At 45.6% G+C, this 21,709-nt stretch carries 18 protein-coding genes; 1 reads left to right on the forward strand and 17 read right to left on the reverse strand.

Annotation, left to right across the window (positions count from 1 at the left end; translation table 11 throughout):
• Positions 1-35: 35 nt before the first annotated feature.
• From ACTQWB_RS10805 to hflX, 16 genes are all read right to left on the reverse strand, one after another.
• On the reverse strand, positions 36-890 hold the full coding sequence (locus ACTQWB_RS10805) for an FAD/NAD(P)-binding protein (protein WP_441482525.1): 855 nt from the start codon (positions 888-890) through the stop codon (positions 36-38).
• Positions 890-1,945: a 4Fe-4S dicluster domain-containing protein gene (locus tag ACTQWB_RS10810; protein WP_441501611.1), complete on the reverse strand. Its 1,056-nt coding sequence runs from the start codon at positions 1,943-1,945 to the stop codon at positions 890-892. Before ACTQWB_RS10810 ends, ACTQWB_RS10805 begins: the two co-directional genes overlap by 1 nt.
• Before the next feature lie 3 nt (positions 1,946-1,948).
• Positions 1,949-2,923, reverse strand: coding sequence for a 4Fe-4S dicluster domain-containing protein (locus ACTQWB_RS10815; protein WP_441501610.1), 975 nt, complete (start codon positions 2,921-2,923; stop codon positions 1,949-1,951).
• The gene (locus tag ACTQWB_RS10820; protein WP_441501609.1) at positions 2,911-3,354 is read right to left on the reverse strand and encodes a hydrogenase iron-sulfur subunit; all 444 of its coding nucleotides are present in this window, start codon (positions 3,352-3,354) and stop codon (positions 2,911-2,913) included. Before ACTQWB_RS10820 ends, ACTQWB_RS10815 begins: the two co-directional genes overlap by 13 nt.
• Entirely contained in the window at positions 3,345-5,333 is a 1,989-nt protein-coding gene (locus ACTQWB_RS10825) for a 4Fe-4S binding protein (RefSeq protein WP_441501608.1), read from the reverse strand. Before ACTQWB_RS10825 ends, ACTQWB_RS10820 begins: the two co-directional genes overlap by 10 nt.
• Positions 5,334-5,340: 7 nt before the next feature.
• Positions 5,341-5,742: a 4Fe-4S dicluster domain-containing protein gene (locus ACTQWB_RS10830; RefSeq protein WP_441501607.1), complete on the reverse strand. Its 402-nt coding sequence runs from the start codon at positions 5,740-5,742 to the stop codon at positions 5,341-5,343.
• A complete protein-coding gene (locus ACTQWB_RS10835) occupies positions 5,742-6,536 on the reverse strand; it encodes a CoB--CoM heterodisulfide reductase iron-sulfur subunit B family protein (RefSeq protein WP_441501606.1) in 795 nt (264 codons plus the stop codon). Before ACTQWB_RS10835 ends, ACTQWB_RS10830 begins: the two co-directional genes overlap by 1 nt.
• 31 nt (positions 6,537-6,567) lie before the next feature.
• Positions 6,568-7,515 (reverse strand): L-lactate dehydrogenase, encoded by a 948-nt coding sequence (locus ACTQWB_RS10840; RefSeq protein ID WP_441501605.1) that lies wholly within the window; start codon positions 7,513-7,515, stop codon positions 6,568-6,570.
• 1,140 nt (positions 7,516-8,655) lie between these two features.
• Complete coding sequence (gene pepT / locus ACTQWB_RS10845; protein WP_441501604.1) at positions 8,656-9,873, reverse strand: peptidase T; 1,218 nt, start codon at positions 9,871-9,873, stop codon at positions 8,656-8,658.
• Between the two features lie 245 nt (positions 9,874-10,118).
• Positions 10,119-11,630, reverse strand: coding sequence for a 4Fe-4S dicluster domain-containing protein (locus ACTQWB_RS10850; RefSeq protein WP_441501603.1), 1,512 nt, complete (start codon positions 11,628-11,630; stop codon positions 10,119-10,121).
• 277 nt (positions 11,631-11,907) lie between these two features.
• Positions 11,908-12,699, reverse strand: coding sequence for a glycyl-radical enzyme activating protein (locus ACTQWB_RS10855; protein ID WP_441501602.1), 792 nt, complete (start codon positions 12,697-12,699; stop codon positions 11,908-11,910).
• 40 nt (positions 12,700-12,739) lie between these two features.
• A complete protein-coding gene (locus ACTQWB_RS10860) occupies positions 12,740-15,265 on the reverse strand; it encodes a glycyl radical protein (RefSeq protein WP_441501601.1) in 2,526 nt (841 codons plus the stop codon).
• A 293-nt stretch (positions 15,266-15,558) separates the two neighbouring features.
• Complete coding sequence (locus ACTQWB_RS10865; protein WP_148461082.1) at positions 15,559-15,690, reverse strand: FeoB-associated Cys-rich membrane protein; 132 nt, start codon at positions 15,688-15,690, stop codon at positions 15,559-15,561.
• Positions 15,691-15,813: 123 nt separating this feature from the next.
• Positions 15,814-16,884 carry a PTS transporter subunit IIC gene (locus ACTQWB_RS10870; protein ID WP_441501600.1) on the reverse strand — a complete coding sequence of 357 codons (1,071 nt, stop codon included), beginning with the start codon at positions 16,882-16,884 and terminating at the stop codon, positions 15,814-15,816.
• A gap of 122 nt (positions 16,885-17,006) precedes the next feature.
• Entirely contained in the window at positions 17,007-18,038 is a 1,032-nt protein-coding gene (locus tag ACTQWB_RS10875) for a M42 family metallopeptidase (RefSeq protein WP_441501599.1), read from the reverse strand.
• A gap of 132 nt (positions 18,039-18,170) precedes the next feature.
• Positions 18,171-19,406, reverse strand: coding sequence for a GTPase HflX (gene hflX / locus ACTQWB_RS10880; protein ID WP_441501598.1), 1,236 nt, complete (start codon positions 19,404-19,406; stop codon positions 18,171-18,173).
• Between the two features lie 245 nt (positions 19,407-19,651).
• On the opposite strand from hflX, the gene ACTQWB_RS10885 reads away from it, so the two are divergent.
• Entirely contained in the window at positions 19,652-20,521 is an 870-nt protein-coding gene (locus ACTQWB_RS10885; protein WP_441501597.1) for a transglutaminase domain-containing protein, read from the forward strand.
• A 100-nt stretch (positions 20,522-20,621) separates the two neighbouring features.
• Here ACTQWB_RS10885 and ACTQWB_RS10890 read toward each other — a convergent pair whose 3' ends face one another.
• The gene (locus tag ACTQWB_RS10890; protein WP_441501596.1) at positions 20,622-21,707 is read right to left on the reverse strand and encodes a tetratricopeptide repeat protein; all 1,086 of its coding nucleotides are present in this window, start codon (positions 21,705-21,707) and stop codon (positions 20,622-20,624) included.
• Positions 21,708-21,709: the final 2 nt, after the last annotated feature.

The following is a 21,709-nucleotide window of genomic DNA, read 5'->3' on the forward strand; positions in this document are numbered from 1 at the left end:
ATCCCCCTTGTATTTACTGAAACTTTTGGGTTTACTTAGTACTCGTCAGGTAACTGGTCAATCTCGTCCATTCTAAATACCGGACCGTCTTTGCAGACATATTTAGATCCAATGTTGCAACGTCCGCATTTACCAATACCGCACTTCATGCGAAGCTCCAGTGTTGTGTAAACCTGGGTTCTTGTAAAACCAAGCTCCTCAAGGCCCTGAAGTACGAATTTGATCATGATTGGCGGGCCGCAGACTAATGCGACTTTGTTGGTGTCGAAGCCGATTTCTTTTAAGTAGGTTGGTACGAAACCTACGTGGCCGTCCCAGCCTTCCTGCTCGCGGTCGATGGTCAGGTAGACGTTTACGTCTTTGGCGTTCATCCAAACTTCCTGGATCTCTTTTAATTTTACAAGATCATCTGCGGAACGGGAACCGTAGAGGATGTCTACTGTGCCGTAGTCGTCGCGGTTATCAAGAACATAGTTGATCACGGAACGAAGCGGAGCAAGACCGATACCACCGGCGATAAACAGAAGATTTTTGCCTTTCAGCTTGTCTTCCACCGGGAAATGGTTTCCGTATGGTCCACGGACTGTGATCTCATCTCCCACCTGAAGGCTGTGGAGATAAGAAGTCAGCTCGCCGCATTTTTTAATACTGAACTCCTGGTACTCTTTGTTTGTAGGAGAAGAAGTAATGGAAAACATACCTTCGCTTACACCTGGTGCGCAGACCATTGCGCACTGGCCAGGCATGTGTTCGAAAAGCTTTCCCCCTTCCGGTGCTGTTACACAGAAGGTTTTTACATCCGGTGTCTCCTCGTGAATGTCGGTGATCACGCCAACCTGCGGGATCAGAGTATCCAGAGTATAATTTTTATGACAGGTACACTCGCTCATTACTTTTCACCTCCATGGTTTTCAAAAGCCTTGATCACCTTCACAATGTTCAGGGATGACGGGCATTTTTCCACGCAACGGCCGCATCCTACACAGGAATACATACCGTTATTATTCGCCGGGAAATAAACAAGCTTGTGCATGAATCTCTGACGGAATCTCTGCAGCTGGCTGGTACGGTTATTTCCATGTGCCATCATCGTGAAATCAGAATACATACAGGAATCCCAGCAACGATAACGTTTCACACCGTGTCCTGTATCATAATCCTTAATGTCGTAGCACTGGCAGGTCGGACATACGAAAGTGCATGTTCCACATGCCAGACAAGGTTTATATAAGGTCTCCCAAACAGGAGAATTGAATTTCTCATCTGTGGCATTTCCATCCCAGCCTTCCAGGGAAAGATGGGTGTATGGAAGTTTTTCCACAATGCCTCTGATTGCTTCTTTTTCAGCATCCACTTTTGCCTGCTCACTGTCAGCCGGGGTAAGCAGTTCTTTTACAGACTCTGTAAGTGCCTCACCTTTCTCTGTGAGTGCTTTCCAGTAAAGGCTTCCCTCTACCATCCATGTAGCTACATCTGCCACTTTGTCAGCGTCTGCTGCCGGATCCGCTGCATCTGTTCCGAATACTTTACAGAAACAGGATTCCTCTGGCTCATGACATGCCAGGGCAACGATGGTTCCATGATCTCTTCTTGCTGCATAAAAAGTATCTACAGGATCTGCAAGGAAAACCTTGTCCAGAACTGCAACACCTTTTACATCACAGGCTTTCATGCCAAATACAACGAACGGACGGTTTCTCAGTTTCTCCGGCTCAACAGTCAGCTTCTTTCCATCGCGGACAACCGTATAAAGTGTCTCACTCTGCGGGAAAAAGGCGTCCTTACCGGATTTTACTGTTTTTAATGTATCAAGATCTGCCTCTTCTTCCTCATTCCACAGACCGAAGTTGGTCTGTCCGGCTTTTTTCAGCGGAAGGATCAGATCCTGGCTTTCAGCGATTTTCCGGAATAATGCTTCCAGATTTTCTTTTGCAATCTTATACATACATTATCCCCTTTCTGCCACTACACCAGGCTCTACATCATCGAAGGTAAAGCTGGTCAGCGGGCCTTTAGACTCTGCATCTGCTCCTGCCTGATATTCTCCGTAAAACTCATCAATATCCTTGATAAATTTACGGTTAAACAGGTGAAGCGGAATGCCCTGCGGGCATACACGGCTGCACTCGCCGCAGTCTGTACATCTTCCTGCCACGTGGAAGGCGCGGATAATGTGGAACATTTTTTCCTCGAAGGAATCTACATTTGCTTTCTGCGCACTGTCGAACTTGGTGCTGTCAAATACGCATTTACGACAGCTGCATGCAGGACATGCATTACGGCAGGCATTGCAGCGGATACATTTACTAAGCTCCTTCTGGAAAAATGCAAAACGCTCTTCGGGGCTCATTTTCTCAATTTTCTCAACCTCTGCGAAGCGGTCTGCATCCTTTGTATCCTTGGACTCACCAATGATCTCATCGTAGATCATATGCTCTTTTCCCTTGCATACGTGGCAGCGCTCCAGCATGGCGTCCTTATAAGCTACAGTTTTGTCTCCGTAGATAGTGGAAATGTTAAGTGTTTCACAAGCATCTGTAAGCTCAGCACCGGAAATACTCTGGATTCCTTTAATTCCCAGACCACGGAGCTTTTCCACATCCAGCTTGCCCTTACAGCCAACACCGATAATGTAAGCTTTTTCACGGTCTACACGGTGTTCTTTGATCAGCTGGTTAAAACTATAGGTATCACAAGGCTTCAGACAGACAAGTGTTTTGCCTTCTAACTTGGAAGCCTCGATCATCATCTTACTTAAATTGGCACCGCAGAAGCCATTGTAAACGAATTCATCCAGGCTTTCTGCTGTTTCGAAATATGCTGCTTCCGGATTGTAAGGCAGGTCTCCGGCTTTCCAGCCAAGAACACGTGCTACGGTTCCGTCAGCCAGCAGTTCTTTTGCACGGGCGATCAGTTCCTGCATCTTAAATCCTCCAATCTGACGTTTTTACCCAGAGAATAGATTTTTTCCACAAATTCGTTCATGGTCTGGGAGAATTTTACACCTTCTGCGGCAGATACCCACTCTACACGGGTACGGCCGTTTTCCACACCGATGAAGTCCAGCATGGAGAAAAGAAGGGTCATACGTCTTCTTGCGTAATAGTTTCCAGTTGTGTAATGGCAGTCTCCCGGGTGGCAGCCGCACATGATCACGCCGTCAGCGCCTTTCTCAAAAGCACGGAGGATGAACATTGGATTTACACGGCAGGAGCATGGCACACGAATGATCTTTACATCTGCAGGATAGGAAAGACGGCTGCTTCCTGCAAGGTCTGCACCAGCGTAGCTGCACCAGTTACAGCAGAATGCCACGATCTTGGGTCTGAATTCTTCATTTGTTTCTATCGACATATTGCATCTACCTCCGCTAAAATCTGTCTGTTGGAGAATCCCTGCAGATCCATTGCTCCGGACGGGCAGGTTACAGTACAAGCACCACAGCCCTGGCAAAGAGCATTATTTACTACTGCGATTCTTCTTGTCTCACGGATTCCGTGGTCATTTACCTGTTTTTCCTCATAGGAAATCGCACCGTACGGGCACACATTTGCACACTGGGAGCAGCCGTTGCAAAGGAGCTCGTCAGAATGGGCCGTACAAGGGTTGGTGGTCAGCTTGTCTTTTGCAAGAAGGCCGATTGCCTTTACTGCTGCTGCGCCAGCCTGTGCAACTGTCTCTGGAATGTCTTTTGGTCCCTGGCAAACACCAGAAAGGAAAATACCAGCGGTAGGAGACTCAACAGGACGAAGCTTTGCATGTGCCTCTGTGAGGAAATTGTTGGTATCAATACTTGCGGTAAGCATAGTTGCAATTTTTCTTACATCCTTGTTTGGCTCAATGGCAGCTGCAAGAACTACCATATCTGCTTCCATAAGGATCTGTTTGTTTTCCAGAAGGTCAGAAGCCTGAACCATAAGAGTTCCATCCGGCTGTGGAATTACTTTTCCAACCTGGCCTTTTACATAATTTACACCGTAGTCTTCAACGGCTCTTCTGTAGAACTCATCAAAGTTCTTTCCAGGAGTACGCACGTCGATATAGAATACTGTTACATTTGTATCCGGATATTTATCACGGATCAGCATAGCATGCTTTGCAGTGTACATACAGCAGATCTTGGAGCAATAGCTCTTTCCTCTTTCGTCTGAGCAACGGCTTCCAACACACTGTACAAATACAATATTCTTCGGGGATTTTCCATCGGAAAGTCTCTCCAGATGACCTTTCGTCGGTCCTGCTGCGTTCATGATACGCTCCAATTCCAGGGAGGTGATAACATCCTTGCTCTGGCTGTAAGCATACTCATCATATTTATCAAGAGGGATCACATCGAAACCAGTTGCAACCACGATGGCACCGTATTTCTGTGTGATGATCTCATCCTTCTGCTCATAGTCGATAGCACCAGCTGCGCAAACCTTGGAGCAGGCACCGCATTTTCCGGTTTTGAACTTGATACAGTTCTCACGGTCAATTACCGGAACATTTGGGATTGCCTGTGCAAACGGAATGTAAATGGCACTTCTGTTGTTCAGGCCGCGGTTAAATTCGTTTGGATTTTTCTTAGACGGGCATTTCTCTGAGCAGACACCGCATCCGGTACATTTGCTCATATCCACGCTTCTTGCTTTTTTACGGATATCAACTGTGAAGTCACCAACGAAACCGCTTACCTTTTCAACTTCACTGTATGTATAAATATTGATCTTCTCATGTGCTGCTGCCTCTACCATCTTCGGGGTAAGGATACATGCAGAACAGTCCAGAGTCGGGAATGTCTTATCAAGCTGGGACATTCTTCCACCGATACTTGGAAGCTTCTCAACAATATCAACTTCATAACCAGCCTCTGCGATATCAAGGGCTGACTGGATTCCGGCAATACCTCCGCCGATTACAAGAGCACGTTTTGTTACAAGGCTCTCTCCTGGCTGAAGAGGAGCATCCAGATTTACCTTTGCGATGGCAGCTCTTGCAAGGATCACTGCCTTTAAGGTAGCTTCTTCCATATCCTTGTGGATCCAGGAGCAGTGCTCACGGATATTGGCAATCTCTACCATATATGGGTTTAAGCCCGCTTTTTCAGCTGCTTTACGGAAAGTAGCCTCATGCATACGCGGGGAACAGGAACAGACTACGATTCCTGTCAGATTTTTCTCATGAATGGCATTGATGATCTTGGCCTGTCCAGCTTCGGAACACATATACTGGTAATCTTCCGCATGAACTACGCCAGGCTCTTTTGCCGCCATCTCTACTACTTTTTTTACATCAACTGTGGCTGCAATGTTGGTACCACAATGACATACGAATACACCTATTCTCTGCACCTTTTTCTCACCTCCTGTATCTTCTGAAAGCACTTACCAGCAGCTGCTGTGGTGTGTCCTCATCAAGCAGCTCTGGAATCTCGTCTGCGGTCAGATAGTTCTGTCCACGTTCACGGACAACCAGCTGTCTTGCAGCGTCGATCAGTTTTCCAGGCTTTACATCTCTTGGGCAGCGCTCCACACATGCAAAGCAGGAGAGGCATTTCCATAAGGATTTTGACTGTGCCAATGATTCGATGTCGCCGTTCTGTACATAAGTTACAAACTGGTGAGGTTTGATATCCATTTCATTAAATGCAGGACAGGTTGCGGAACATTTGCCACATTTCATGCACTTTAAGGGATTGACTCCGGAAATCTCTTTAATTCTTTCCGCTGCATTTTCTTTGTTTCCATATGTATAAGCCATTATTTCGCTACCTCCTCTTTTACGCCAAGAGCTTCTGCAAGAAGTTCTGTGAAATAATAAACAGGAAGAGCGCCGTTTCCGTTCTTTCTCAGGTTATACATGCAAAGTGGACAGGCTGTGATCAGCATGTCTGCCTCGAAGCCTTTTGCACTGTCCATGATCTTTTCACACATATTCTGTGCCATGTCTTTTTCTTTCAGGGAAATATAGCCGCCGCAGCACTCATTACGGTATGGATAAACTACCGGCTCTGCACCCAGGGCACGAATAAAATCTTCCATAATAGTCGGGTTTTCCGGATTGTCAAATGCCATGATCTTGCCAGGTCTTAAAAGCAGGCAGCCATAGTAGGCGCCGATTTTTTTGCCTTTTAAAGGATTGACTACTTTCTTTTTGATCTCATCAAATCCAACTTCATCGCGGAGCACTTCCAGATAATGAAGGACATTTGTCTCTCCCTCATACGGAGTATCCAGTTTCAGATAGTTATTGGCTCTCGTGCGGATGTCATCCACATTTTTCATGTCGTCATTCACACGTTTGAGCACATGATGACAGGCTGAACAGACCGTGATCAGATCCTGTCCTTTTTCTTTTGCGTCATTTAAAGCACGGACGGAAGAAAGCTTGGTAGCAATTTCATCGCTGCCAAGGGGATATACACCCCCGCAGCACTGCCAGTCTTCTATCTCTTCCATTTCGAAGCCCAGTGCTTTCGCAGAAGCTCTGGCATAGGCATCCAGATCTTTTGCCTTATTCTTCAGGGTACATCCTGGATAATAACTGTACTTCATGCTTCTTGTTCCTTTCTTATTCCTACAACTCTTACAGTTCGATCTGTGCGATTACTTCTTTCAGCGCATCTGCACTCTTTCTCAGCAACGCTACCTCTTCTTTGTTCATGCGCATCTGAACTTTTCCCTGGATACCATTTGGACCAACAAGGGTAAGAGTACTCAGGCACACATCCTCAATTCCGTACTCACCATGAAGCATGGAAGATACAGTTGCGAGGGAATCAGAAGCAGCCAGGATCAGGCCTACCAGCTGGCAGACAGTTGCAGATACAGCGTAGAAGGTTGCGCCTTTCTTTGCAATTACTTTTCCGCCGGATTTCTGAACGTATTCAAGCATGGCTTCTTTGTCCAATGGTTTTACATCTTTACCGTGAGCTTTCATTTCTTCATAATACTCATCAGTGCTGAGGCCGGAAATGTAAGCACCTGTCCATGGAATAAAGGATGTATCGCCGTGTTCTCCGAAAACATATGCGTGAATATTTCCCTGTGCCACCTGGAAATGCTCGGAAAGTCCGTAGCGAAGTCTTGCTGTATCAAGGATGGTTCCAGAGCCCATGATCTGATTCTCCGGAAGTCCGGAAATCTTGGTAAACACATAGGTCATAATGTCTACCGGATTGCTTACGATGATATACTTTGCATTTGGAGCTTCTTTTACGATCTGGGGAGTAATGCTCTTCAGAATGTTTACGTTTGTCTGAGTAAGCTCAATTCTGGTCTGTCCAGGTTTGCGGGCAATTCCGGATGTAATGATTACGATGTCAGAATCTTTTGCGTCTGCGTAATCTCCGGCTACCAGAGATACAGGGCTTCTGAAGCAGGTTCCCTGCTCAATGTCCATAACCTCGCCTTCCACCTTCTCCTTGTTGATGTCGATCAGAACAATCTCGGAAGCGATCTCGTCGTGTGCCAGTGTGTACGCAATTGTGGAGCCAACGCTTCCAGCTCCGATAATGGTGATTTTGCTGCTCATAAAAAACTCCTTTCATGGGGTTTGTGAGATTGTGTCAACTTTCCACTTCATTTGGTTACTTTTCCGTGGGATTCGTTGGTTTTCCCTGTGTGATGCCCTTTGTTTCTTGTTTATTTTTTAACAATCACAGTTAGAAAAAAAGCGGGTAAAACTTTATTTTCTGCCTTGTGACATGGGCTAAACCAGAAACACAGATGATTTTCCGCCTGTTTTCCTGGTTCAAGTCATGTCACTTTTTGTTTATTTATAAACATTTCTCAACAAAAGGACGTTTCCCTCTTGGTCTCCGCATAAAATATTTGTTTTTTCCGCTTTCATTAAGATACCACAATGATAATCTTTTAACAACTACTTTTTGAAATTTTTTATTATTTTCCAAGTGTTCTACATATTGCACAAATTCATTTCTGTGTTTTTATTTATTTTTTATATTGCACTCACTTGCTATTTAATGTGCTGGATGTCGATTCCCGGACGCGGTCTGGCAATGTATATTCACCGCCGTGCGGAGCAACGTTCCGGCAAGCTAATGACTAACTACGACTAAGACGCTCAGGAGAGCCTTCGCGCCTAAGTCTCCGTAAGTCATGGATCTCGCCTCCACTAAAACCGCTCCTGAAATGCACGGCTACGTGAATATACATTACCAGACCGCTGGTTATCGACAACTGCAACTAACCAAACAGGAGTTTATCGGCTGGAATACAAGCATCGCACAGCTATTAATTGTAGTGGGGCACTTTCAGTTACCAGTTACTCACGACTGAAAGCAATTAGTTCTATCCAGTTCACAGCAGTTGGACAACTGTTATTACCTAGCGGGCCATTTCAGGTGCGCCCTTAGCGAAGGTGAAATCCACTGCTTACGGAGACTTAGGCGCGAGGGCTCTCCCGAGCGTCTTAGTCGTAGTTAGCAGTTAGTTCGCCGTAGCGTTGCACCGGCCCGCGGTAATAACAATTGTCCAACTGCATCCGATTTTGACAAACTACAATCCTTAAGTGTTTTCAGCACACAAAATAGCAAATTAATGTATAACAGAGCGATCCTCGTACAATGTAAAAGAGCCTTCCGAAAGATATCTTATAACTTTCAGAAAGCCCTTTCTCACTTTATTTCCTATTTTAATTTATTATATATTTTCAGCAGGCATACAGCTTCACAATATTTTTCAGATTCTCCACCACATAATCCATGCCCTCTACGGTAATGTGTTCGCATGGACCATGGAATGCGTAGCCGCCGGTTCCAAGATTCGGGCAGGGAAGTCCCATGAAGGAAAGGCGGGCGCCATCAGTACCGCCACGGATTGCTACCTCTATGGGATTCAATCCGGACTGCTGTACCGCTTTCTTGGCATTCTCAATCAGGTGCATGCAAGGCTCGATTTTCTCCTTCATATTGCGATACTGCTCTTTAATCGTAAGAGTTACAGTGCCCTCACCATATTTCTCATTGAGAAGCTTCGCGATGTGTTTCATCATCTCCTGGCGGCAGGCAAACATGGCACTGTCATGATCGCGGATAATATAGTCAAGACTCGCACTTGTCACATCTCCGCTCATTTCACAGAGGTGGAAAAATCCCTCGTACCCTTCTGTGTTCGTCGGAGTGTCTCCCGCCGGAAGCATACTGTTAAACTCCATGGCAACCAGCGCCGCATTGATCATAGTATTTTTGCTGCTGCCCGGGTGTACGGAAAATCCCTTGATTTTCACTTTTGCACTGGCTGCATTAAAATTCTCATATTCGATTTCGTTCTCGGCTCCGCCGTCTACGGTATAGGCAAAATCGGCGCCAAAGCCCTCTACGTCGAAGAAATCTGCTCCGCATCCCACTTCCTCATCCGGAGTAAAGCCAATGCAGATTTTTCCATGGGGAATATTCTCCTCTATGATCTGCTCTGCCATAGTCATGATCTCAGCGATACCCGCTTTATCATCTGCACCAAGAAGGGTGGTTCCATCTGTGGTGATCAAGGTTCTTCCCTTCAAATCTGCCAGATGTGGAAAATCTTTCAGGGTAAGTGCGTATTCACTTTCTCCAAGCTTTACATCCTGTCCGTTATAATCCGGAATAAGCCGTGGGTTTACATTCTCACCAGAGAAGTCCGGTGCGGTATCCATGTGGGAAATAAATCCAATGGCAGGCTTACCCTCAAGACCTTCTGTCGCCGGAATTACACCGTACACATAGCATTTGTCGTCAATGCGTACATTCTGGACTCCAATCTTTTTTAATTCTTTGGCCAGCTGATTGCCAAGATCAAACTGACGCATGGTAGACGGTACCGTCTCCTGCTCATCCTTACTTGTTGTATATACTTTTACATAATTAAGTAAACGCTCGTATGCACGCATTTTTGCTTCTCCTTTTCGTTACAAATTTAGTATGAAAGTCCTGTGCGGCAGCCATGAATCCAGCATGCTTTCATGTTGGATTTATGGGTATCGCACAGGCTGGACTGTATGAGTAAGTAGGGCAATAGCCCGGATTACGAATACAGTGGTTGATTGCGGGAGCGCCAACGGCGCGGAGCAATCGACTTTCATTCATGGTGATGTCTGCGTAGGCAGACACGTCCGTTTAGTATGAAAGCAAGCTTTTATAGCTCCTCCAGCTTCTCCAGTTCCCCGCCAAATGAGGTATCCATACATTCTTCAAAAGCTGCCTCTTTTTTCATTTTCTCAAGTGCCATTCCAGCCTTCTTTACATTCTGCACCGTTCCGGCACCTGCTATACATCCACCTGGACAGGCCATGCCCTCAAGCAGATATCCATTGTATTTTCCAGCTTTGGCAGCCATCATCATCTTCTTGCATTCCTGAAGTCCATTGGCGCTGACTACCTTCACTTCACGCTCCGGATCCATTCGCTTCACTGCTTTCACCACAGCTGCTGCCACGCCGCCGCTTGCTGCGAAACCGCGGCCGTCACTGCTGGCCTGGCTAAGTGGCTCTTCTTCCGGAATGCTTCCGAAATCAACACCCTTCGCCTCAAACATTCCCTGTACTTCTTCAAAGGTCAGCACAAAGTCCACATAGCTGCGGACAGATTTCCGGCTCGCTTCCAGCTTCTTGGCTGCACACGGTCCTACAAAAACGATCTTGCAGTCCGGCTCTTCCTGCTTCAGAAGACGGGCTGTGAGGACCATAGGTGTCAGTGCCATAGAAATGCAGTTTGCATACTGTGGGAACATTTTCTTCGCCATCACAGACCAGGCCGGGCAACAGGAGGTTCCCATAAATGGAATCTTCTCTGGCACTTCTTCCATGAAATCCTTCGCTTCCTCGATTGTACAAAGGTCTGCTCCAACAGCTACTTCTTTAATATCTGTAAAGCCAAGTGCCTTAAAAGCTCCACGGAGCTGGGTATTTTTCAGATCCGGCTCAAACTGTCCTGCTACAGCCGGAGCTACAATGGCATATACCGGGGTATCGCTCTTTAATGCCATGATGGTCTGGTAAATCTGTCCTTTGTCCACAATGGCACTGAATGGGCAGCTTACCAGGCACATTCCACAGGAAACACATTTTTCATGGTCAATTTCTGCCCTGCCGTATTCATCGGAATGGATGGCATTCATTCCACATGCCTTTGCACAGGGACGCTCCTGCTTAATGATCGCATCATAGGGACAGGCTTCCTTACATTTTCCACATTTGATACATTTCTCCTGGTCGATCACTGATCTGCCGTTTTCCATGTGGATGGCGTCCTTGGGACAGACTTCCTGGCAAGGGTGTTCCAGACATCCCTGGCAGCCTTCTGTCACCATCACCCGCTTTTCCGGACAGGAATTGCACGCGAATTTGATAATATTGATAAGCGGCGGTTCGTAATATTTCTCTTCGATCAAGCTTGCCTCCACACCTTTGGAAATCGGCGCATGCTCTGAAATATTACGAAGAGGCAGTCCCATGGCCACTCTAAGCCGCTCTCCCACAATCGCTCTTTCCAGGAAAATACTGTCGCGGTATGTAGCAACCTCTCCCGGAAGAATCTTATAGGGAAGTTCATCCATTTCTTTCTCAATATTGCCCTCGTAAGCCAGACGGGCAATTTCAGTAAAAATCTGGTGTCTGATTTTTGTCTTTGATGAGTATAATCCTCTCATTCTCTTTTCTCCTTAAGCTGTAATTTTACACCAGCCAGATTTCACCGCATTCAATCCAACTGTATTTCTATGAGTTCCTGTATACCTCCGCTTCATATCCCTTATCATACACAAAAAACGAAAATTATTCAATGGACTTTAGAGCGTGTTTGAAAAAGGCGCTAGATTTAAAATATGAAAGGAACCGAAATCTCTATCTGAAAATTCCGGTTCCTGTTCTGATTCACTTTATATGTTACCATTCGTGATAAATGCAATAAATCTTATAATCCGTTTCTCATCCACCAATCTGACAATCCAGCTCACAAACCGTATGTACAGCTTTTTTCAGCATCTCCATATGCTCCGGTTCCGGGGGCAGGATTTCAGACAACTTGTATTCTCTTCCAAGCCAGTCATATTTGTCCTGTCCAAGACGGTGGTACGGAAGAAGATGAATCTTCTTCACGCCTGGTAATGTAGATGCAAAAGAAGCAATGGACTTGATTTCCTCTACCGTATCGTTAAAGGTCGGGATTACCGGCACACGGATCACCAGATTCGTCATACCCGAAAGGGCTACCTTTCTGGCATTTTCAAGTGCCAGTCCGTTAGGCTTGCCTGTAAACTGCTTATGTTTCTCCTGGTTGGTATGCTTGATATCCATCAGATAAGTATCCAGATATGGCAGTACCATCTCTATATTTTTCCAGGGAACACAAGCCATGCTCTCAATAGCGGTATTGATTCCCCGTTCTTTCGCTGCACGTAAAAGATCCCGGGCAAACTCCGGCTGACAGAGACATTCTCCGCCGGAAAGTGTCAGACCGCCACCGGAACGGTAATAATAAGGTCTGTCCTTCTCTACCGTCTCGATCATTTCCCTGACCGTTACATCGCGTCCCATGGTCTTCACTCCATCGGGAGTTTTCATGGTCTGGATCTTGTACTCCTGGGATTCCGGATTACAGCACCACTGGCATCTGAGCACACAGCCCTTTAGAAATACAATGGTACGGATTCCCGGACCGTCATGGATGGAATAGCGCTGGATGTCAAACACACGCCCTGTGGTATCTAAATATTCCATAAGTTTCTCCATTATATAGGACGTCTGCAGACTTCTCTTTTTAGAAGCCCTGCTCCGTTCTTCTGATAATATCATCCTGTAAGGACTTGGACAGTGTAGTAAACAGTGCACTGTAACCAGCTACACGTACAACCAGATGTTTATAATTCTCCGGATGTGCCTGTGCATCCAGCAGTGTCTCTCTGCTTACAACGTTGAACTGCATATGCATTCCCTTCTGATCGAAGTAGGAACGGATCAGTGCAACGAATTTCTCAAGACCTTCACGTCCGGAAAGTGCTGACGGATGGAATTTCTGATTGAACAGAGTACCATTGGATACGATAAAGTGATCCAGCTTCGCAACAGAGCTTGCTGCTGCAGTAGGTCCGTTCACATCCTTACCTGCAGACGGGGAAACACCATCTGCAACCGGAGTATGTGCATATCTGCCATCTGGTGTAGCACCAGTCTGTCCGCCAAGGGGTACGTTTGCAGAAACCGGATAAAGTCCTGCCTGGTACTGTCCGCCACGTGGGTTCTTAAAGTTCTGAAGCGGTCTTGTATAGGTATATGCCACATCTCTTGCGAAATAATCAACTTCCGGAATATCATTTCCAAATTTCGGAACTTCTGCGATCATATCATGGATTTCCTGGTATCTTGCCATCTTCTCAGGTGCCATCTGGGCATTCATAACAGATTTCAGAACAACAGCTGCTGTATCGGCATCAACCTTAGCGCCACTTTCGGTCATCTCTCTTAAAATGCCGGTTGTGATTTCTTTCACAGACTGCTCATCCAGACCTTTACCATAGTTCCATGCAAGAGCTTCTTTCAGCTCCTCCATTGTGAACTTCTTCTCCTGATAAACCAGCTGACGGATTGCATACAGGGAATCTGCCATGTTTGCAATACCAAAGCCCTGAGGACCTGTGAAGTTATAAACTGCACCGCCTTCCTGTACGGTCTTTCCACGTTTGATACAGTCGTCGATCATACTGGAAAGGAATGGAAGCGGGCAGCGCTTGGAATGAGCCACATCAATAGCATTATCTGCATTAACCAGAAGGGAAATGCAGTATTCCATCTGCTTCTTATAAGCATCGTAAAATTCATCGAATGTTTCCATCTTGGTTACATCGCCGGTAGGAATACCAACCATCTCGCCCTGATCCATACCATTTGCAAATACAAGCTCCAACGGACGGCACATATTAAAGAATGCTGCATCATGCCAGCCCTCTGTCTTACCTGCCTTCTGCGGCTCTACGCAGCCGATAATATTATACTCACGGGCATCTGCAAGGGAAAGTCCTCTGTTCTGCAGTGCCGGGATGATTACCTCGTCATTATAATAAGCCGGAAGTCCGATACCCGTTCTGGTAAGCTCTACTGCCTTGATCAGAAGATCATGTGGGGAGCCGTTCCATACACGGATGGAAAGGGACGGTGCCGGAAGATGTACATGCATGGATGCCTCAATGCACATAAAGGAAAGGTCATTGGTCACATCATTTCCATCTTTATCCTGTCCACCTACGATCAGGTTCTGGAACAGGCTGTAGCCTGCGAATCCTTCTGCGGATGCTGCATCACGGACTTTATTCAGATCATTTAATTTCACCCAGATACAGTCGATCAGCTCCTGGGCTGCTGTTCTGGTGATCGCACCACTCTCAATATCCTTCTTATAATATGGATACATATACTGGTCGAAACGTCCCGGGGAAATGGAATGTCCGCTGGACTCCATCTGAAGGAGCTGCTGTACAAACCAGAAGGACTGACATGCCTCCCAGAAATTGGTTGCTCCCTTGGCCGGTACTTTACTGCAGTTGGATGCAATTACAAGAAGCTCAGCTTTACGCTGTGGATCTGTGCATTTCTCAGCCATCTCAAGGGCAAGTCTGGAATATCTGTTTGCATAATCTATAACAGCCTGACAGCTAAGGATCACTGCTTCAAGGAAACGGGAACGCTCTGCATAATCTCCGTCACCTACATTACATTTATCCAGTTCTTCCTGAGCTTTCGCCATGATGCCTTCGTATCCGATTTCGAGAACTTCCCAATATTTTACTGTAACATGACCTACGCCATTATAGAAATAGTTTCCCGGTGTAAAAATGTTATGATCAATAGCACGGATGGCTTCTGGTGCCATATAGGCAGTAGCAAGCTCACTGGTAGTCTTACCTTTCCAGTATTTATGCACTTCACGAAGATCTGCCTTGGCCTGCTCGGAAATGTAGAACGGGTCAGCTGTTCTGGTGGCAACTGTATCCAGCTCGTCTTCCAGCCACTGGAATGAGAATTCCGGGAAAGTCTGACATCCTCTTGGTGCAATGGAATTACTTCCCACGATCAGTTCCTCATCACGGATGATGATCGGAATATTATGTAAAATGTGGGCAAAAGCTTTCGCTCTTCTGGTGATGATCGGCTGGTCCTCGGTCTCTTTATAGGACTCTGTGATCAGCTTGGCTCTGTAAGACTCGATCTCTGGCATTTTCGCATAGAGATGATCTACCAGACGGGTAATTCTGGAAGATTTGGGAATCTCACTTGTATTGTATTTTTCCATGGTTCTCCTTTCTCATGGAAGTTAAATGTCCTCTGTTCCATGACATAGTTTTCTATGCTCATTATACTTCATCCGTTATGCTGTGTCAACATGATTCAACATGATTTTTGTTGCTTTTCTTGGAGTTTTAAGTTGATTTTTGTGGTTTTTCGTTGTTTTTTATGTGGATTCCACACAGTCAAACTGATTTTTCAAACACGCTCTCTATATAGAAAAACTGCCATGCCAGATTTCTCCGGCACAGCAGCTTCTTCACTTCTTATCACTTATGTATAAAATACGCCAGTCATATCTTAATGGCAGTGTCCACCGCAGCTTCCGCAATTCCCATTGCAGCCTTTCCCGCTTTTTTTATCTTTCACAATGCTTCGCACTGCAAGACCTGCTATTACCACTACGATTGCACCAACAACTACTGTTCCCATATGATACTCCTTTCAGATTACCTATAAGCTCCTTATGTTGTTAGTATATTCTAACATTCATTAGATGTCAATATCTTTTTTACTGTTTTTCCCAGTCATGTACACCAAATAAACCATAGCCTTTTATACATCCAGTTTCATCTGTCCGTCTTTGATATATCCCATATTCCGCATTCCACGGTAGATCACATAGGATAAAAGTCCCGGAAGCAGGAAATGGAATACTACGATTTTCAGAATTACCAGCACTGGGGATTCTGTCGCCACCATGGTCTGGTACGTCATGATCTGTCCAACCAGACCGGAAGTTCCCATTCCGGAACCTGTAGCATTGTTTGTCATATGAAAGGGTCCGATAATGGCAATCGGTCCTAAAATTGCAGAAGCCAGTGTAGGCGGCAGCCAGATCAGCGGGCGCTTCATAATATTAGGGATCTGCAGCATAGAGGTTCCGATTCCCTGAGCCAAAAGGCCGCCTACTCCGTTATCCTTAAAACTTGTTACCGCGAAACCGATCATCTGGCAGCAGCATCCGATGGTTGCCGCACCTGCTGCCACCCCATTCAGTCCCAGAATAATTCCAAGAGCTGCTGAACTGATAGGCAAAGTCAGTACCATTCCCATAATAACAGAAACTACGATTCCCATGAGAATCGGCTGCTGTTCCGTTCCCCAGTTTACCAGATTGCCAAGCCAAGTCATAAAGCCTGATACGCCAGGACCGACCAGGATTCCCACTGCACCACCGGAAAGAATGGTAACTGCAGGTGTAATGAGAAGATCCAGCTTTGTTTTTCCTGCAACCAGTCTTCCTACTGTAATTCCCACATATGCTGCCACAAATGCCCCAAGAGGTTCGCCAGGACCTGCCAGAACAAGTGCCCCGGTATCAGACAGCAAAGTTCCTGCGATCAGATTGGACGCATAGGCTCCGATCATTCCCGCAGCTGCTGCAGATAAAAGTACATATGTGGATTCCCGGAATTTATATGCCACTCCGATTCCAATTCCCGCACCGGTAAGTCTCTGGGCGATCACTGCAAAGGTACTTAAATAGGCACCATATGTACCGCCCATCAGATCACCGATCTGTTTCAGAATGGTTCCGATGATCAGCGTGGAAAATAAACCCAGAGCCATACCACTTAAACCGTCAATAAAAATATTGTTTAAAACCTTTTTTATCGCTTTCATACTCTCTCCTTGTCTCTCCCAGCTTAGAGGCTGTAATAAAAGATTCCTGCAATCAGCCAGTCACACTTTGTAGTATATTTGCAGAAAGTCTTTTCAAAACATGTTCTAGCGCATGCCCTATTTTATCCTAAATATGCTTTCAGAAGCTTCAGTGTATTCTTCGCTCCATCTCTGTGGGAACGCTCATAACCATGGGAAGCATAAACACCAGGTCCGATCAGACCGTGTTTCATATCATAACCAGCCTTCAATGCAGCATCTACATCAGAACCATAGTGTGGATATACATCCACTGCAAATGCGATCTCATTCTCCTGTGCTGCCTTGATCAGACTGGAAACCACCTGATAATCATATGGTCCCATGCTGTCCTTCGCACAAATAGATACCATGGTCTCGTCACATTCCAGACCTTTTCCAACACATCCCATATCTACAGAAATCATCTCCGTAACGCCTTCCGGAATAGCCGCACATCCACCATGTCCAACCTCCTCATAAGATGTGATCAGTACATAGATCGTACGTTCCGGCTGAACATTTTTCTCTTTCAGATATTTCGCATATCCAAGAAGAATGGCTGTGCTGAATTTATCATCCAGGAATCGGCTCTTGATATATCCGCTTTCTGTCACTACTGTTCTCGGATCAAAGCAGACGAAATCTCCAGTCATGATACCCAGTGCCTTTACATCATCCTTATTTTTTACCGGCTCATCCAGAATTGCTTCCATGGTTTCATACGTACGTTTGGTGTCACTGTATTCCCCATTCACATGGACGGATGCATTCTCCAGCTGGAAAGTTGCGTCGTACACTTTACCTGTTTTGGTGTAGACCTTGCAGTTCTCTGCTTCCGCATTGTTTGGATTCATGCCTCCGATGTTTGTCAGCTTCAGGCGTCCATTCTCCATAATCTGGCAGACCATACCGCCAAGGGTATCCATATGTGCAGCCAGAACTACTGCGTTCTTGTCATCCTTGCCTCCAAGCTTTACAAGCACAGCCCCTTTCTGCGTGATCTGTGGCTCATAGCCCAGCTTTTCAAATTCTTTTTTTACGAAATCTGCTGCCATGTGGGTAAAGCCGCTTGGACTTGGCACTGCAAGCAGATCCTGTGCTGTTTTCATAATGTAATCTGTATATTTTCCCATGATTTTATCTCCTGTCTTTTCAGCTGTCCAAAGCCAGGCATTTAAGAAGTTGGCTCTGGACAGTTTCCTCTATTTTTTTCTTTCTATATTCTGTTTAGTAAAAAATAGGCCCACAGCTTTAACAGTCCTATATTACATAAGCTTCCCGTATACCTCCTGTGGAACCCTTGCCTTCACCAGAATTCCATTATCCGTATACTCTTCTGAAAGCAGCTGCCCATACTCCCGGATCAGCTGAATTCTCCCGGCTTCCTGATAAGTAAAAAGCTTTTCCACATAAATCTGTTCTTCTGAAAGAATTTTCCCCAGAAGTGTCTTTAAATCCTCCAGGCCTTCCCCGGTTTTTGCAGATACTCTCAGGGTGTGATCTGCCATGCTGTCTCTCATGCGGATAGCTGCTCCTGCATCCACTTTATTAAATAGCGTGATTGTTTTCTTACCCTGGACTTCCAGTTCCTGCAAAGTATCATAAACCACTTCCATCTGCTGTACTGCCTGAGGGTTGGAACAATCCACTACATGAATGATATAATCCGCATACTTCGCTTCTTCCAGGGTACTCTTAAATGCTTCAACCAGATTATGGGGAAGTTTGCGGATAAATCCTACTGTATCCGTCAATAAGATCTGCTGTCCGTCATCCAGAGTCAACGCCCTTGTGGTGGGATCCAGTGTAGCAAAAAGCTTATCTTCTGAAAGCACGCCCGCTCCTGTCAACGTATTCAACAACGTGGATTTACCTGCATTGGTATATCCGACGATAGCTGCTGTTTTCATCTTGCCGCGGGTGCGGCCAGTGCGAAGCAGTTCCCTGTGTTTCTCCACCTGGGAAAGCTCTTCCTTCAGTGCCGTGATTCTCTTTCGGATCAGTCGTCGGTCACTCTCCAGTTTTTTCTCTCCAGGACCTCTGGTTCCGATTCCACCACCAAGTCTTGACAAAGATGCACCAAGGCCTACAAGTCTGGAAGCTCTGTATCGAAGCTGTGCCAGCTCCACCTGGATCTTACCTTCGCTTGTGGTTGCATGCTTCGCAAAAATATCAAGGATCAGAAGTGTTCTGTCCATTACCTTGCATTCCAGCTCATGCTCCAGATTGTTCATCTGTGCCGGAGAAAGCTCGTCATCACAGATGATTCCTGTAGCATCAGTAGCCATCATAAGCCCTCGGACTTCCTCTATTTTTCCTTTTCCAATATAGGTGCCCGGATGAACCGTCTCACGGTTCTGAATGATTTTCCCAACCGTCTGTGCCCCTGCAGTATCTGCCAGTTCTTCCAGCTCATCCAATGACTCTTTTACATTGTCATTTTCATCCAACTGGACTCCGACCAGGATTACACGCTCCTGTATTTCTTCAATATATTCCATAAACCCTCCTTCTGGATTTTCTAAAAAACGAATCAAAAATTCTCTGTTAGAGTATAACACAAACCTTTCTGTTTTGGGAGTAGTATCCCCAACCATTTCAAATAAAATATTACATCCAACCGATGACACAAAAATTCAATAACATACATAATGATAATTTTATTATACAAAAATCAATCTGCATCCGTTATAATATAATTATCAAAAAAGGTTTTTAAGCCTTATTGCTTTAAGGAGGATTTCCCATGAAGAAGAAAAATCTAAAAACAATTGCCACAAGCCTGTTATTATCCTGCGCACTTCTTGTAAGTCCGCTACCTGCACAGGCTGCTGCAACACAACCAGCCGCAAAGCCTGCCGCCTCCGTGACAGCTTCCGGCACCACCGCCACTGCCAAACCAGCCGCCTCAACTGGCAAATGGAAGACAGTAAAAGGATACCACTACTATTACAATGCCAAGGGCAAGAAGGTCACAGGCAAGGTCAAGATTGGCTCCCGCTATTACTTCTTCGACAAAAAAGGCATCCAGCGTTACGGCTGGAAGAAGATCGGCAGCAACTATTATTACTTTCGCATGAACAATTCAGCTAAGGGCGCATATATGATCACCTCCACGAAAGTGAATGGAATCGTCCTTGATTCCCAGGGACGCGCCAGAAAATCCGGTTCTAATGGCCGTAAGCTGAAAATCATGGTGGAAGCTAACCGGATCGTAGAGAAGATCACCAAGCCAAGTATGACCAAAACCCAGCGTCTCCGTACCTGTTTTAACTATGTGAAGAAACATTACAGCTACTATTGCTGGCGTGATTTCAAAAATACTGCTAACTGGGAAAAAGATTTCGCTGAAGATATGTTTTTCCGCGGAGGCCGCGGTGACTGTGTTTCCTATGCAGCAGCCTTTGCTTATCTGGCAAATGCAGTTGGCATGAAAAAGGTATATGTCATCTGCTCCGGTGGTCATGGCTGGGCAGAAATCGGCGGAAAAGTTTATGATCCGGACTGGGCTCTTGTAAGCAAAGTGGATTCCTACTTTGCAATGTCCTATAACTTAAGCGGCGTAAACGGTCGTCCAATGTATAAGGGCAATCGCCTCTATGCGAAAAAAATCTGATCAAACGGATAATCTCTGATTGAATTCAAAAAGGATCTGAAATTCACCATCATCTGATATGAATTTCAGATCCTTTAATCATTCTACAAAATATCCGTTTTTACTCAGCTGAACCAGTTCTGGATTTCAAAAAATCAAGTTCTTTCGCAGCTTCCTCATCCTCTGGATACATGCCCACATACTCCTGCGCCTTTGCCTGCGCTGTGGAAAAATCCAGTTTTTTCTCATAAACTACGATTTCATTAAACAGAAGACTCTGCATCTCATCATCTGCAGCTACAGCAATTCCACTGTTTATGTTCTCCAGTGCTGAATCATAATTCCCATCTGCTATATCGCATACTGCAAGACCATTATATCCGGATGCAGCAGTCTGTGTCTGATTCTTACTGGTATCCTCAAGCTTCTGATTTATAAACTGCTGATACACAGAACGGGCATTGGCATAATCCTGCTGTGCGCTGTAAACCATTCCCAGAATAAGAAGCGCTTCTGTACTTCCCTGATTGGAAGCATCTGTCAGCTCTTTCTGGGCATTGGTATAATCTTCCATATAATAATATATACGGCCTCTGTCACAAAGATCCGCTGTTCCTTTGGCTTCTGTGGACAAAACTGCCTCCAGGTATCTGGTACCGTCAGCCTCCATATCTTTCTCCAGATATGCTTCATATATCTGAATTGCCCTGTCATAGCTGGAATCCTCGCCATACGACTGTTCAAAATCAGATGACGCTTCCTCATAACCATCCATGGCCAATGCCACTTTACCGGTAAGGAACCAGGAATCTGCATCCATTTCATAATTTTGCGCCAGTATCTGGCAGTCCGCCATTGCATCCTCCAGATGTCCCGACTGCAGTCTGGCAGTTGCACGGTACAGATACAGATCACGGGACATGGTCTTGCTTACCTTTTCTGCACCAAGCGCATTGGTGAAAGCTGTAATCGCCTCTTCGTAGTTTCCAAGCCGAAGCTGGCAGATGCCAATTCCCCGGTAAGAGACGGCCAGACTGATACCATTATTTACAGAAGTTGTAAACTCCTCCAAGGCATAATCATAACTTCCCTGTTCCAGATCCTTTTTCGCTTCATTAAAAATCTGCTGTTCTTCACTATTACAGCCTGCAAGGAGACAACTCCCCATGCAGGCAGCAAATATTAATGCTATTTTTCTGATTTTCATTC

The sequence above is a fragment of the Blautia sp. HCP3S3_H10_2 genome (genome assembly GCF_052122375.1).
Classification (GTDB): Bacteria; Bacillota; Clostridia; order Lachnospirales; family Lachnospiraceae; genus Blautia_A.